The organism is Salinisphaera sp. RV14, assembly GCF_052044135.1.
In the GTDB taxonomy this organism is placed as follows: Bacteria; Pseudomonadota; Gammaproteobacteria; order Nevskiales; family Salinisphaeraceae; genus Salinisphaera.
In genome coordinates this window covers 172,322-185,583 of record NZ_JBQDYF010000006.1, presented here as the reverse complement: position 1 = coordinate 185,583, position 13,262 = coordinate 172,322, and the positions used below count along the sequence as shown (strand labels likewise).

Genomic DNA, 13,262 nt, shown 5'->3' with positions numbered 1-13,262 from the left:
TTATGGCCGACTCCAAAGACAAACAGTCCGTTCGCGAGAACCCCAGATTCGGGGCCCTGCGCAAGCGCCAGCTCAAGCTCGTCGCCATCATTATCGCCGCGGTGGTGATCGTGGTCTGGCTGGGCTTCTGGCTGTACCACCGCTTCACACACGTCAGCGAAAATGATGCACACGTGGCCTCGCACGAGATCACGGTATCCTCGCGGCTGGCCGGCCGGGTGACCGGCTTCGATCTGATCGAGGGCGACAAACTGGCCCAGGGTGACAAGATCGCGCAACTCTACAGCACGCCGGATAAACTGGAGCTCGAGCAGATCAATGCCCAGATCGCCAACATCAAGGCGCAACTGCGGCTGGCCAACCAGCAGATCGCCGGCGGCGTGAAATCGGCCAAGGCCATGCTGGCCGCGGACACGGCCGCCATGCATGCCGCGAAGTCGCGCATGGAGAAGGCCCACGACAACTATGTGCGTGCCGAGAACCTGTACAAGGCCCACGGCGGCACGCAGAAACAGCGCGATATCTATCGTTACGACTATCAGTCCGCCCAGGCCGACTACAAGCAAGCCCAGAGCCAGGTGCAGCAGGATCAGGTGGCGGTGGCCAATGCCCGCACCGGCCTGCTCGCCGGCGGCCGGATCACCAACCCCACCGTGCTGCAGACCCGGCTCAAACAGGCCAAGGCCCGGCGCGCGCACGAGCAGAACAAGATCGACGACCTGACCGTGAAGAGCCCGATTCACGGCATCGTCGACAAGACCTTCATCGAGCAAAACGAATATGTCTCGGCCGGCCAGCCGATCCTGATGATGCACGATCCCGGCGATGTCTGGATCGAGGCCAACATCAAGGAAACCGAGATCAGCGACCTGGCGGTCGGCCAGCCGGTCGACATCTCGGTCGATGCCCGGCCGAACACCACCTACAAGGGCCACGTGCAGGTCATCGGTGGCGCCGCGACCAACCAGTTCGCCCTGCTGCCCGACCCCAACCCCTCCGGCAACTTCACCAAGATCACCCAGCGCATCCCGGTGCGCATTGCAATCGACCAGGGGCCGAAACCGAAGCTGGCGCCGGGCATGATGGTGGAAGTGGACATCGACATTACCGGCAACGGCACCACGAACCAACGCGCCCAGCAGAAGCCGATCCCGACCCGCGCCGAGCAGATTCCGTCAGACAAGGCCGACGCACAGCAACCGAGCCACTGATGGCCGACGCACGGCCCGCGCCACGGGCCGTGTGGACGGCGCGCATCGGCTTCGGCCGTCCAGGCCCTGTTGATCTCCGGCCTGCGCTCGCTGTTCCGGGGCCGGTTCGTCGCGGCGGCCATCGCCGGCATGCCGGGCATCGCCATCCTGAGCTGGCTGATGCAATAGCCCGTGCCGGCATCGGCTGGGCGGCGTCTGCCGTAAGCTCAAGTCATCGTCCCTCTCGACGCGGCAGCGATGACCGAAAAACATATTCTCATCCAGGGCGGCGGCCGCGGTCTCGGCCTGGCCCTGGTCGGACACGTGCTTACCGATCGCGCGACCGTGGTCACCGCCACGGCCCGCGATCCCGAATCCAGCGCCGATCTGGTGGCGTTGCGGGACAGGTACGGCGACCGGCTCGCGCTGCAGCCGCTCGACATCACCGATGAATCAAGCATCGAAGCTGCCCGTGTCGCGACGGGCCAGCGCCACCCGCGCCTCGATCTGATGATCACCTGCGCCGGGCTGCTGCACGACCAAGCCCGCCGCATCCGCCCAGAAAAGAAATTATCGGATCTGGATCCGAACCATCTCGCCACGAGCTTTGCGGTCAATGCCATCGGCCCGGCGCTGATGATCAAGCATTTCCACGACCTCACGACGCACGGCGACCGCGCCGTCATCGCCAGCATATCGGCCCGCATCGGCTCGATCTCCGATAACGGCACCGGCGGCTGGTACGGCTATCGCGCGTCCAAGGCCGCGCAGAACCAGTTCACCCGCACTGCCGCGATCGAACTGGCACGCCGTTCGAAAAACCTGATCTGCGTCGGTTTGCACCCGGGCACGGTGGACACCGGCCTGTCCAGGCCATTTCAGAAACGCCTACCCGAAGGGCAACTGCAACGCTCCGACCAGGCCGCGAAGCATCTGCTCGGCGTCATCGCCGGGCTCACACCCGACGATACCGGCCTGCTGTTCGACTGGGCCGGCAAACGCATCGCGCCCTGAGGCCGCAGGCATCGATAGCGAACAAAGCAAAACACTCGACCCGCGTTCGCAATAAAAAACAGGTCGCAACCGTTAGGTTTTTGCGATCGACCATAGGCCCCGCTTTGCGTAATGCACGTCTCTGACCGCCACCAGCGCCTCAACCGTGCAAGCCCAGAACCGGGTACAGCGACACGACCAGCAACGCGGCCATGGCCCCATTGAACACATGGCGCCGCCGGGCGCTCGACAGCCACTGGCGTACGACCGTGCCCAACCAGGCCCAAACCGAAATCGCCGGGAAACACACCACCGCGAAAGCAGCCGCCACCAGGGTCACGGATAGCAGGGAGCGATCGGGCGCATAGATCGTGATCGCCGACAGGCCGATCGCCCACGCCTTGGGATTGACCCACTGAAACGCCGCGGCCTGCAAAAACGTCATGGGCCGCCCCTTGGCCGCGGTCTCGCCGGGCGGCGCGGCGGTCGCCACCTTCCACGCCAGCCACAGCAGATAGGCGACCGAAACAGTCTTCAGCGCCGTGCGTACGATGGGAAAGGCGTCAAACAACGCCATCAGCCCGGCACCGGCGAGCAGGGTGAGCAACGCCAGACCCGTCACGATACCGATCATGTGCGGCACCGTGCGCCGAAAGCCGAAATTGGCGCCGGACGCCATCAGCATCAGATTGTTGGGGCCCGGCGTCACGGTGGTGACGAATGCGAAGCCGAAAAGCGCGGCGACTACGGGAAAACTCATGGTGCCTGGATGTGCTGCAGTCGTGTTGTGCGAAATTTTACGCCGAAAACCGAGCAATTTATGATCTAATTCACTGCAATTGATGCATGAAGTTGCAATAAAATGACAGGGATGGACGCGACGAATCGTCGAATATTGCACGAGCTCAAACAGGATGGGCGACTCAGTAACGTCGAGCTCGCCAAGCGCGTAAACCTCTCGCCCTCCACATGCCTTCGCCGTATTCAGGAGCTCGAGCGAACGGGCGTCATTCGAGGCTACCGCGTGGTGACCGACCCCCAACGCACGGCGCGCGGTTTCGCGGCATATGTCAGCGTGGGGCTTTCATCGCATACGAAGACAGCGCTGCAGAACTTCGAACGGGCGATGTGCGATGCCGACGAAGTCGCCGAATGCCATAACATCGCCGGTGCCTTCGAATATCTGCTGCGAATCGAATGCCCGGACCTCGCCAGCTACAAGCGTTTTCATACCGAGATACTCGGGACACACCCGCATGTCAGTGCGATCACGACCTATATCGTCATGGGCTCGCCCAAGGACGAACGCGCTTGAGCGGGTCGCTGATCACCCCGCGGGCGTAGACTCGAACGTGCCGCCACCACCGGGCCGCATCCGCAGGCCATCGGCTCAATAGATCAGGCGTACGTCGAGCCCCGCCAGGCGCTCGATCCAGGCGGGGCTCGGCGCCTGATCGGTCACGACCACGTCGATTTCGGGCAACGCACAGATCTGGACCAGCGCACTGCGATCGAACTTGCTGTGATCGACGAGCAACGCGGTTCGCCGCGCATGCGCCAGCATGACCCGCTTGATCTGGGCTTCACCGAGATTGGATGCGAGCACGCCGGCCTCGGCATGCAGCGTCTTGCAACCGACCAGCGCCCAATGCACGTTGAAACGGGCCAGCGATTCTTCGGCCAGCCCACCCACGAACGCCAACGACTTCTTGCACAGCTCGCCGCCCACCGTGATCAGCGCATGTTCGCTGTCTGCCCCCGCCGCGGCCAGGCGCAGGGAATTGCTGATCAATTGCAGATCGCGCCGTCCGGCCAGCGCGCCCAGCATCTCGCAGACGGTGGAACTGGAATCGAGCATGACGGCATCGCCATCGGCAATGAGCGACGCCGCCTTGTGCGCGATGCGCTGCTTGGCCGCGCGATTGACCGCCTCGCGGGTGAGATAGGGCAAATCCTGACTGCGCTCGACGATGGCGACCGCGCCGCCGTGGGTACGCTCGAGCACGCCTTCGGCCTCGAGCTTTTCCAGATCCCGGCGTATCGTTTCACGGGTGACCCGAAAGCGTGCCGCCAGATCGGCCACACCGACCTTGCCGTCGGCCCGCAACACATCGAGGGTTTTCTGTTTTCGTTCCGCGGGCAGCATCATCCCTACATATCAGCGTCAAACCGACGACGGCCAATGCCGCCGGCATGTTGTCAGTATAGCCAGCGGCACCGCTCAGGCCTGCTCGCGTCGCGACGACCCGCCGAGCAAGGCGCGCGCCGCGCGCAAATCGTCCACCGCGCCCAGCCCGATGAGTTGCATCAGGACGTTGCCATAGGCCGCGGCCTCCACCGCGCCGTGGCGTATCGGTTTGCCGGTGGCCTCGACGATGCATTCGCACAACAGCGCATCCTGGCTGCCGCCGCCGCAGACATGGATCGCGCCGATCCGGTGCCCGAATCCCTGTTCCAGTGTGGCGACGCCGACCGCGATCTGGTCGGCGAGCCCGCGATAGATGGCGAGCGCGTATTCACCGAGTCCGGCCGGTCGGCTGTGCCCTCCGGCGTCCAGGGAATCGTCGATCGCCATCATGATGTCGTCGGGCGCGAAAAAACGGCGATCGGTCGGGTCAATACGCATGGACGCGGGCAAACCGAGGGATCGCGCCGCGCGCGCCGCCGCCGTGATCTCGGAAAACTCCGGGTACTCATCGTGCCGGACGCGCCAGGCCTGGCGCAGCATCTGAATCAGATACAGCCCATTCATGCGGGTGATCAGGCGATGGGTACCGCAGACCCCGCCTTCGTTGCCGAAACCATGGGCGAGCGTACGAGCATCGCGCGTCGGCGCGCCGGTCTCCACTCCCAGCAGCGACCACGAACCCAGGATGAGAAACGCCTCGTCCGCCGCGAGATCCAGACCGGCCACCGCGCTCGCGGTATCGTGGGCGCCGACGGCCACCACCGGCGTGGCCACGCCGTCGGCCGCCCGCAGCGCCGGGCGCAGCACACCGCAGCGCTGGCCGGGGGCGACGACCGGCCGGAACAGCCGGCGCGGCAGCCCGAGTTCGTCGATCAACGCATACGCCCATTCGCCGCGGACCGTATCGAACAGACCGGTCGTGGTCGCGAGCGTGTATTCGTTGGTTTGCCGGCCGGTCAGATGCGCCGAGAACAAATCCGCCATCAGCAACAGGCGGTCGGCCGCGGCGATAAGTTCGGGCCGGCGGGCGCGCAAATCGATGAGCTGAAAAACCGTATTCAGTTCCAGTTTCTGGGCGCCGGTTCGGCGATGCATGTCGTCCAGCGACAACAGGCCGCGCGCGACCCCGCGGCTGCCGTGACCGTTGCGATGATGCAACGGCGGCGCCAGCAGACGGCCTTCGGCATCGACCAGGCCGAAATCCACGCCCCAGGCATCGATGCCAATAGCGTGGATAGGGCCGAGCGACTGCGCGGCGCGCAAGCCGGTTTCCAGTCCGCCGTACAGCGCGTCCGGATCCCAGCAGAGTTGACCATCGTCGATGACGGTGGCGGTATCGAAACGATGGACTTCCTCGAGCGCCAGCCCGCACGTATCCAGCCGGCCGAGCATGGCGCGGCCACTGCCGGCCCCGAAATCGAAGGCCAGGCAATGAACGGGACCGGGCGGCCCGGGCCCGGCCTGCGAACACGCGGCGTGCGACATACACTACCCGGGCGGACCGATGATTGATAATACTATGCGCCATTCAGGCCCATAACAAAACAAACAAAAGAACAACCTTTATTCGTGTTGTTATTTTTTGCTTATTAGTCATATTGGCCAATTAAAACCAACCCGGCGCCGCCGGCTCCACACAGGATCCCTGATGTCTGCATCGACCACCGAACACGCGCTGCGCGAACACATCTGCGCGATCGGCCAGCGTCTGTATCAGCGCGAAATGGGGGCGGCCAACGACGGCAACATTTCGGTCAAGCTGGATGACGAGCGCATCCTCTGCTCACCGACCGGCGTGTCCAAGGGCTTCATGACGCCGGACATGATCTGCACGATCGACCGTGACGGCCAGGCGATCGGCGACAACGGCCGCAAACCGTCGTCCGAAATCCGCATGCACCTGCATGTCTACCAGCACCGGCCGGACGTGAATGCCGTGGTGCATGCCCACCCGCTCTACGCCACCGTGCACGCCATCTGCGGCAAGCCGCTCACCCAGCAGATCATGCCCGAATCGACCATCCTGCTCGGCGAGGTACCGCTCACGCCCTATGGCACGCCCTCGACCATGGACCTGCCGAACGCCATCACCGACTACCTCCAGACCCACGACGCGTTGTTGCTGGAAAATCACGGCGCCCTGTCGTACGGCGCCGACCTCGACAACGCGCACTTCAAGATGGAGGCGCTGGACTACTACGCCAAGGTGGTCTATCTGGCCTCGCAGTACGGCGGCGCGCACGAGTTCAGCGCGGCGGAAGTCGACAAGCTGATCGAGCTGCGCAAGAACCGCTTCAAACTGCCCGGCCGGCACCCGCTGGTCGACGGACGCCGGACCGAGTGATTCGGCACGCGATGCGGTGATCGCGGCATCGGCTTGCCATAACAACTGTTTATTCATACAGTACGGATATGGCGCACCGAGCAACGCATCACAAGGGCCGCGGGGCATTGACCAACCCGGTCTCACGGTTCGCGGCCACCGCCGGCGAGGACTTCGACGACGGCTGGGACACGATCGACCAGGCCGACGAAGACGACACCGCGCCGGCCACGCACCTGCACCGCGATCCGACGCGCCGCGTGATCTCGCGCAACGAATCGCCGGACGTGCCGTTCTCCGCGTCGATCAACCCCTACAAGGGCTGCGCGCATGGCTGCATTTATTGCTTCGCCCGGCCCACACATGAATATCTCGATCATTCCCCGGGCCTGGATTTCGAAAGCGAGATCTACTACAAGCCCGAAGCCGCGGCCCTGTTCGAAGCCGAGCTCCGGCACTCGCGCTATCGCTGCGAGGCGATCACGCTGGGCGCGAACACCGATCCGTACCAGCCGGACGATCGGCATCTGGGCATCACGCGCGCCATCCTGGAAGTCGCCCACCGCTTCAACCAGCCGATCTCGATCGTGACCAAGGGCGCGCACGTCACCCGCGATCTCGACCTGATCGGCGACATGGCGGCACGCAACCTGGCCAGTGTGTTCGTCAGTCTCACCAGCCTCGACAACGAACTCAAGCGGCATCTCGAGCCCCGCGCGGCCTCCCCGGCTCAGCGGCTGCGCACCATCGCCGCGCTCGCCGAGGCCGATGTGCCCACCGGCGCGCTCATCGCCCCCGTGATCCCGATGATCACCGATGCCGAGATGGAAAGTTTAATTGCTGCCGCCGCCGAGGCCGGAGCAACGCGCGCCGGTTACGTCCTGCTGCGCCTGCCGCACGCGATCAAGCACCTGTTCCGTGAATGGCTGGACCAGCACTATCCGGATCGCGCCCGACACGTGATGAGCCTGATCCAGCAGATGCGCGGCGGCGCCGACTACGATGCCAGCTGGGGCACGCGCATGACCGGCACCGGCACCTATGCCGACCTGATCGCCAGGCGTTTCGCGCTGGCCTGCAAGCGGACGGGTATCAACGGGAAGCGCTTCACCCTGGATACCGCCGCGTTCCGTGTACCGCCCGCCGCCGGCGACCAGATCGGGTTCGATTTCGGCTGAGCCCGGCCCCGGCTTTGCAACGTTTCAAAGGGCGGTTGTTGGCCACACCGTCTGCAAATGAGCGCGGCCGGCGCCAATCTAAAGACCTGTGGATTCGGGCCGAATCGGCGCCGAGACCATGACCCGGGCTCGTCGCCGCTCGCTTGACCAAGCGTTTTCCACCATCGCAGCCCAGCGCAGATTCATTCTGTCTCGCCCATGGCCGACGCCCGACCATTCGCCGCCTTGCCAATTTTCATTCGCATGGTTTTGCGTTCATCAGGCCTGTCTTTCTTGTCGTGACTTTGCGGCACGATCTTCGGCTTCATGCACCAGTTCGCTGATCCAGTCCACGAATCGCGGCAGCATGCGCGGCGGCAGATCGTGGCCCATGCCGGGGATTTCCTCGTAACGCGCGTTGGGCAGGCATTCGGCGGTGGAACGCCCATGCTTGACCGGCAGCAACGGGTCGGCCCTGCCGTGGATCACCAGCGCCGGGCAGCGCACCGCCCCCAGCAGATCGTCGCGCGGCGGGGCGGCGAGCACGGCCAGCGTCTGGCGTGCGGTGCCGGCCGGATAATAACTGCGCTCGACCGCGCGCCGAATTTCCGCCTCCCAGTCGTGATAACTGCGCCCCATCTTCGGGCTGCTGATCAGACTCATGGTCCTGGCGAGATGGGCAACGATCGCGTCCGGGTCGCGGCTTTTCGGCGCCTTGGCCAACCGCATCATCACCTTCCAGCGCCCGCGCGGCAGCTTGCGCGCGCCCGAGCTGGACATGATCGAAGTCAACGACGCCACCCGCGCGGGGCGCTTGGCGGCCACGATCTGGGCGATCATCCCGCCCATGGAGGCACCCACCAGATGCGCGTGCCGAATACCGAGCGCCACCAGCAGCCCCACCGTGTCCTCCGCCATGTCTTCCAGGGTATACGGGGTCTCGATTTCCCGGCCCAGCAACGACTTGAAAAACGCCCGGCGTACCGAGTCGTAACGGCGCGTGTCCCGTATCTTGCTCGACAGGCCGATGTCGCGATTGTCGAAGCGGATCACCCGCAGTCCGGTGTCGGCCAGGGCGCGACAGAACGCATCCGGCCAGGCGGTGAGCTGGGTGCCGAGCCCCATGATCATCACCAGCGCCGGATCGTCGTCGCGTCCGAACTGTTCGTAGGCCAGCTCCAGGCCGTTGGCCTGGACCGTGTCCACGGTGTCGGCGCCGTGCAGCGCCGGGGCAAGATACTCCGCCATCACTTGAGCCTGTTGCCATTTCGTAGGTGACCGTGCCCGGGGCTGTTTCGCGGCCGGGCGAAGCAGGGCGAGCATAGCGTAGTCAGCCGGTGTCAGCGACCTGTGGCCCGGCATTGCGGCCGATCATCGATTGCCCGGTGCACCCCGGGCCCGACCGGTCGTATCGCAAACCGCAGACGGCCGGCCCGCAAGTCCGGGCGCGTTACTCGTTAAGGCCGCAGGCGCGGCGACCGCGTATAGTGCGGCTTCATGAGCCTACTGGACCGACTGGCCGACGCCCACATCGAAGCGGCGGCCGAACGCGGCGAACTCGATGACCTGCCCGGCGCGGGCAAGCCCTTGCTGGCCGACGAGGCCGCGAACGTGCCCGAGCATCTGCGCGCGGGCTACCGGCTTCTGAAAAACGCTGGCTACGTGCCACCCGAGATCGAGGTCCGGCGCGAACTGCGCGAGGTCGAGGATCTCCTGGCGCGCACACTGCCCGAATCCCACGCTGCCCGCGAACTGACCCGCCGCGCCCGCTGGATCGAACTGCGGCTGGCGCAGTCGCCCCGCGGCCGGGCCCTGCTGCGCGAACCGGGCTACGGCGATCGCATCCGCGAACGCCTCGCTGCTGCCCACCACACCGACACCGAGTGCTGATGGATCATATCGAACTCGTCGCCGCCGACAACCCGGCCCTGCTGCTTGAGCTTTCGGCGCTGGCCCACGTTATCTGGCACCAGCACTACACGCCAATCATCGGCCGGGAGCAGGTCGAGTACATGCTCGACGGCGGTTACAGCGAACACGCCCTCAACGAACAAATGGCGGCCGGCACACGCTTCACCCTGGCGCGCCGAGGTGAACGCTATGTGGCCTTCGTCGCCGTCTCGCCCGATGCGGACGACCCGGACACCGCCTGGCTCGACAAGCTCTACGTGCATATCGAGGCACGCAATCTCGGCGTGGGTCGCCGGCTGGTCCAGCGCGCGGCGGACCAGGCCCGCGAGTTCGGCGCCGCGATGCTGCGTCTTCGGGTAAACCGGCACAACGCCGAATCCATTACCGCCTATCGACGCATCGGCTTCGGAACCGAATACGAAGATGTGAAGGACATCGGCCATGGTTTCGTGATGGATGACTATGTCATGGCCGCGCCGGTGGCTCGGATCGCTACCGCGGCCGGCTGAGCCGACCCGCCGGCTGCCCGGCGGCGTTCACCTTTGGGCGCAACGGTTCCACGTGCAACCCGGCAACCTGCACCGCCCCGCGCGGCATCAGTTCCGTTCCGACAACGCCTGGGAGAACGCCGCGTACACCTCCTCGGAAAACAACACGAAGCGCACGCGCTGGAGCGATAGCGACGCGCGTGCATGGTCGCTCACCGCCTGCACGGCGATCGCACCGGCTTCGTCCAGCGGATACCCGTAGATACCGGCCGAAATCGCGGGAAAGGCGATCGATGCCGCCTGCTTGTCTTCCGCCAGCGCCAGCGCGTTGCGATAGCAGGCTGCCAGTTGTTTCGGCACCTCGGTGTTATGCGAATACACCGGCCCGGCGCAGTGCACCACCCAATCGTTGGGCAGATCGAAGGCCTCGGTAATCACGGCTTCGCCGGCTTCGATCGGCGCCAGCGCCTTGCTCGCCTTGACCAGCTCCGGACCCGCCGCGCGATGGATCGCGCCGTCCACACCGCCACCGCCCTGCAATTGCTTGTTGGCGGCGTTGACGATGACATCGATATCGTCCTGCCGGGTGATATCGCCCCGAACACATTCGATGACGAGTTCGCCGATTTGTCGCTGCATGGCGTCGCACCGTGGTCTGCAAGTCTTTGCCGTTCATCATCGCGCCCTGCGGCCCACAATGCCAAACATGCGATTGACGTATTGTGTCAGCCATCCCGCGGGTCGCCGCGCACCTTGAAGCACAGCGGCCAGCCCGCATTTATCCCGCAGGCCGCCCCGCGGCCGTCGCTTCTACCATCGATGAGATCCATGTCCGAACAGCTCGACACCATCGCCGCCGAACCGCCGACCGCGGCCCGCAAGCCCAGCCAGACCACCATCCACGGCGTGACCCTGCACGACGACTACGCCTGGCTGCGCGACCCGAACTGGCGCGAGGCGATGCTCGATCCGGACAAACTCGACGCCGACATCCGCGCTTATCTCGAGGCCGAAAACGCCTATACCGACGCCGCGATGGCCGACACCACCGCGCTGCAGGCCAAACTCGTCGCCGAAATGCGCGGTCGCATAGCCGAAGTAGACGCCAGCGTACCCACGCCGGACGGCGACTATGTCTATTACCTGCGTTTTCGCGAAGGCGGCCAGCACCCGATCTTCTGTCGGGCGCCGCGCGCGTCGGATGGCGGCGCCGCACCCGGCGAGCCGCTGGCCGGCGAACAGATCCTGCTAGACGGCGACGCCGAGGCCGAAGGCCGCGCGTACTTCTCGCTCGGTGCGGTCGACCACAGCCCGGACCACGCCAAACTCGCCTTCGCCCTCGACGACCGCGGCTCCGAGGCCTACACCATTCACGTTCGCGCCATCGACCCACACGGCGCGCGCGGCGACGAAATCCAGCCGCCGATCGACAACACCACCGGCAACGTCGCCTGGTCGGCCGACGGCAATACGCTGTTCTACGTCACCCTCGACGAGAATCACCGGCCCTGCCGCGTCTGGCGCCTGCCGCTCGGCGCGCCGCCGGCCAATGCCACGCTGATCTACGAAGAATCCGACCCCGGTTTTTTCGTCGGCCTCGGCGAAACCCAGAGCGCGCGCTACCTGCTCATCCACGCCCACGACCACGCCACCAGCGAAACGCGCTTCATCCCGGCCGCCAACCCCGAAGCCACACCGCGCCTGATCGCCGAACGTGTGCCGGGCCGCGAATACAGCGTGGACGACGACAACGGCGAGTATTTCGTCCTCCTCACCAACGCCGGCGACGCCGAGGATTTTCGCCTCATGCGCGCACCAGTCGCCACGCCGGACTTCGACCACTGGGAAGAGCTCGTGCCGCACGTGCCGGGTCGGCTCATCCTCGACCACGTCGAGTTCGCGCATCATCGCGTGCGCATGGAGCGCGCCGACGCCCTGCCGCGTATCGTCATTACCGACAAGCACAGCGGCGAAGACCACGCCATCGCCTTCGCGGACGAGGCCTACAGCCTGGGCATGGCCGCCGGCTACGAATACGACACCACCACGCTGCGCTTTCTCTACAGCGCCCCGCACACGCCGGACGAAACCTTCGACTACGACATGCGCAGCCGCGAACGCATCCTGCGCAAGCAACGCCAGGTGCCGAGCGGCTTCGACCCGGCGCAATACATCGTGCGTCGGCTGACCGCCGCCACCGCGGACGGCCAGCACGTGCCGATCACCCTCACCCACCACAAAAACACCCCGATCGACGGCAGCGCGCCCTGCCTGCTGCACGGCTACGGCGCCTACGGCATCTCCGAGCCGGCCGCCTTCTCGTCCACCCGTTTCTCGCTCATCGACCGTGGCTTCGTGCACGCCATCGCCCACATCCGCGGCGGCAAGGAACGCGGCTATCGCTGGTACGCCGACGGCAAGCTCGAGAAAAAACCCAACACCTTCGCCGACTTCATTCGCGTGGCTGAGCATCTCTGCGAAACCGGCTACACCGCCCCCGGCAAGATCGCCGCCCACGGCGGCAGCGCCGGCGGCATGCTGGTCGGCGCGGTCGTCAACCAGCGTCCCGAACTGTTCGGGGCGGCGATCGCCGACGTCCCGTTCGTGGACGTGCTCAACACCATGCTGGACGACACTCTGCCGCTCACCCCGCCCGAGTGGCCCGAATGGGGCAACCCGCGCGACGACGCGCAAGCATTCGAAACGATCCGCAGCTATTGCCCCTACCAGAACGTCACCGCCCAGGATTACCCGGCCGTACTGACCATCGCCGGTGTCTCCGACCCGCGCGTGACCTACTGGGAACCCGCCAAATGGGTCGCCAGACTACGCGCGACCAAAACCGACAACCACACCCTGTTGCTCAGAACGCATATGGCGGCCGGCCACGGCGGCCTGCCGGGGCGATTTGCCGCACTGGAGGAAACCGGGCTGATCTTTGCGTTTTTGCTCAAGGAGCTGACCGCGTCTATTGATTAACCGAGCGTCGTCAATTCGCGCCTGTCAACGCCC

General features: G+C 65.4%; 13 protein-coding genes. 8 read left to right on the top strand and 5 right to left on the bottom strand.

Annotated elements, in window-relative coordinates; all coding sequences use genetic code 11:
• The first annotated feature begins 2 nt into the window (after positions 1–2).
• Both ACS8Y6_RS08730 and ACS8Y6_RS08725 read left to right on the top strand, forming a co-directional pair.
• On the top strand, positions 3–1,211 hold the full coding sequence (locus ACS8Y6_RS08730; RefSeq protein ID WP_440849248.1) for an HlyD family secretion protein: 1,209 nt from the start codon (positions 3–5) through the stop codon (positions 1,209–1,211).
• Between the two features lie 237 nt (positions 1,212–1,448).
• A complete protein-coding gene (locus tag ACS8Y6_RS08725) occupies positions 1,449–2,204 on the top strand; it encodes an SDR family oxidoreductase (protein WP_440855405.1) in 756 nt (251 codons plus the stop codon).
• A 139-nt stretch (positions 2,205–2,343) separates the two neighbouring features.
• On the opposite strand, the gene ACS8Y6_RS08720 is transcribed toward ACS8Y6_RS08725, so the two are convergent.
• Positions 2,344–2,943, bottom strand: a complete 600-nt coding sequence (locus ACS8Y6_RS08720; RefSeq protein ID WP_440855404.1) for a LysE family translocator — start codon at positions 2,941–2,943, stop codon at positions 2,344–2,346.
• A 102-nt stretch (positions 2,944–3,045) separates the two neighbouring features.
• Here ACS8Y6_RS08720 and ACS8Y6_RS08715 point away from each other — a divergent pair, with 102 nt between their 5' ends.
• Positions 3,046–3,498 (top strand): Lrp/AsnC family transcriptional regulator, encoded by a 453-nt coding sequence (locus ACS8Y6_RS08715; protein ID WP_440849251.1) that lies wholly within the window; start codon positions 3,046–3,048, stop codon positions 3,496–3,498.
• A 75-nt stretch (positions 3,499–3,573) separates the two neighbouring features.
• Here ACS8Y6_RS08715 and ACS8Y6_RS08710 read toward each other — a convergent pair whose 3' ends face one another.
• Together ACS8Y6_RS08710 and ACS8Y6_RS08705 are read right to left on the bottom strand one after the other, a co-directional pair.
• Positions 3,574–4,332 (bottom strand): DeoR/GlpR family DNA-binding transcription regulator, encoded by a 759-nt coding sequence (locus ACS8Y6_RS08710; protein ID WP_440855403.1) that lies wholly within the window; start codon positions 4,330–4,332, stop codon positions 3,574–3,576.
• Between the two features lie 72 nt (positions 4,333–4,404).
• A complete protein-coding gene (locus tag ACS8Y6_RS08705; RefSeq protein ID WP_440855402.1) occupies positions 4,405–5,856 on the bottom strand; it encodes a rhamnulokinase in 1,452 nt (483 codons plus the stop codon).
• A gap of 163 nt (positions 5,857–6,019) precedes the next feature.
• Here ACS8Y6_RS08705 and ACS8Y6_RS08700 point away from each other — a divergent pair, with 163 nt between their 5' ends.
• Both ACS8Y6_RS08700 and ACS8Y6_RS08695 read left to right on the top strand, forming a co-directional pair.
• Positions 6,020–6,715 (top strand): class II aldolase/adducin family protein, encoded by a 696-nt coding sequence (locus ACS8Y6_RS08700; RefSeq protein ID WP_440849254.1) that lies wholly within the window; start codon positions 6,020–6,022, stop codon positions 6,713–6,715.
• A gap of 68 nt (positions 6,716–6,783) precedes the next feature.
• Positions 6,784–7,872: a PA0069 family radical SAM protein gene (locus tag ACS8Y6_RS08695; protein ID WP_440849255.1), complete on the top strand. Its 1,089-nt coding sequence runs from the start codon at positions 6,784–6,786 to the stop codon at positions 7,870–7,872.
• Positions 7,873–8,130: 258 nt separating this feature from the next.
• On the opposite strand, the gene ACS8Y6_RS08690 is transcribed toward ACS8Y6_RS08695, so the two are convergent.
• On the bottom strand, positions 8,131–9,099 hold the full coding sequence (locus ACS8Y6_RS08690; RefSeq protein ID WP_440855401.1) for an alpha/beta fold hydrolase: 969 nt from the start codon (positions 9,097–9,099) through the stop codon (positions 8,131–8,133).
• Positions 9,100–9,348: 249 nt separating this feature from the next.
• Between ACS8Y6_RS08690 and ACS8Y6_RS08685 the strand changes: the two genes are divergently transcribed.
• Together ACS8Y6_RS08685 and ACS8Y6_RS08680 are read left to right on the top strand one after the other, a co-directional pair.
• Positions 9,349–9,741, top strand: coding sequence for a DnaJ family domain-containing protein (locus ACS8Y6_RS08685; RefSeq protein ID WP_440855400.1), 393 nt, complete (start codon positions 9,349–9,351; stop codon positions 9,739–9,741).
• Positions 9,741–10,271, top strand: a complete 531-nt coding sequence (locus ACS8Y6_RS08680) for a GNAT family N-acetyltransferase (protein WP_440849258.1) — start codon at positions 9,741–9,743, stop codon at positions 10,269–10,271. The genes ACS8Y6_RS08685 and ACS8Y6_RS08680 overlap by 1 nt, the downstream gene beginning before the upstream one ends.
• A gap of 87 nt (positions 10,272–10,358) precedes the next feature.
• Here the strand turns inward: ACS8Y6_RS08680 and ACS8Y6_RS08675 are convergent, their stop codons facing one another.
• Positions 10,359–10,889, bottom strand: coding sequence for an O-acetyl-ADP-ribose deacetylase (locus ACS8Y6_RS08675; RefSeq protein WP_440849259.1), 531 nt, complete (start codon positions 10,887–10,889; stop codon positions 10,359–10,361).
• A 189-nt stretch (positions 10,890–11,078) separates the two neighbouring features.
• Here ACS8Y6_RS08675 and ACS8Y6_RS08670 point away from each other — a divergent pair, with 189 nt between their 5' ends.
• Positions 11,079–13,229 (top strand): S9 family peptidase, encoded by a 2,151-nt coding sequence (locus tag ACS8Y6_RS08670; protein WP_440855399.1) that lies wholly within the window; start codon positions 11,079–11,081, stop codon positions 13,227–13,229.
• Positions 13,230–13,262: the final 33 nt, after the last annotated feature.

Excerpts from the sequence above, each read along its gene's own strand:
- ACS8Y6_RS08730 (WP_440849248.1), top strand. The coding sequence starts at position 3 with ATGGCCGACTCCAAAGACAAACAGTCCGTTCGCGAGAACCCCAGATTC.
- ACS8Y6_RS08725 (WP_440855405.1), top strand. The coding sequence starts at position 1,449 with ATGACCGAAAAACATATTCTCATCCAGGGCGGCGGCCGCGGTCTCGGC.
- ACS8Y6_RS08720 (WP_440855404.1), bottom strand. The coding sequence starts at position 2,943 with ATGAGTTTTCCCGTAGTCGCCGCGCTTTTCGGCTTCGCATTCGTCACC.
- ACS8Y6_RS08715 (WP_440849251.1), top strand. The coding sequence starts at position 3,046 with ATGACAGGGATGGACGCGACGAATCGTCGAATATTGCACGAGCTCAAA.
- ACS8Y6_RS08710 (WP_440855403.1), bottom strand. The coding sequence starts at position 4,332 with ATGATGCTGCCCGCGGAACGAAAACAGAAAACCCTCGATGTGTTGCGG.
- ACS8Y6_RS08705 (WP_440855402.1), bottom strand. The coding sequence starts at position 5,856 with ATGTCGCACGCCGCGTGTTCGCAGGCCGGGCCCGGGCCGCCCGGTCCC.
- ACS8Y6_RS08700 (WP_440849254.1), top strand. The coding sequence starts at position 6,020 with ATGTCTGCATCGACCACCGAACACGCGCTGCGCGAACACATCTGCGCG.
- ACS8Y6_RS08695 (WP_440849255.1), top strand. The coding sequence starts at position 6,784 with ATGGCGCACCGAGCAACGCATCACAAGGGCCGCGGGGCATTGACCAAC.
- ACS8Y6_RS08690 (WP_440855401.1), bottom strand. The coding sequence starts at position 9,099 with ATGGCGGAGTATCTTGCCCCGGCGCTGCACGGCGCCGACACCGTGGAC.
- ACS8Y6_RS08685 (WP_440855400.1), top strand. The coding sequence starts at position 9,349 with ATGAGCCTACTGGACCGACTGGCCGACGCCCACATCGAAGCGGCGGCC.
- ACS8Y6_RS08680 (WP_440849258.1), top strand. The coding sequence starts at position 9,741 with ATGGATCATATCGAACTCGTCGCCGCCGACAACCCGGCCCTGCTGCTT.
- ACS8Y6_RS08675 (WP_440849259.1), bottom strand. The coding sequence starts at position 10,889 with ATGCAGCGACAAATCGGCGAACTCGTCATCGAATGTGTTCGGGGCGAT.
- ACS8Y6_RS08670 (WP_440855399.1), top strand. The coding sequence starts at position 11,079 with ATGTCCGAACAGCTCGACACCATCGCCGCCGAACCGCCGACCGCGGCC.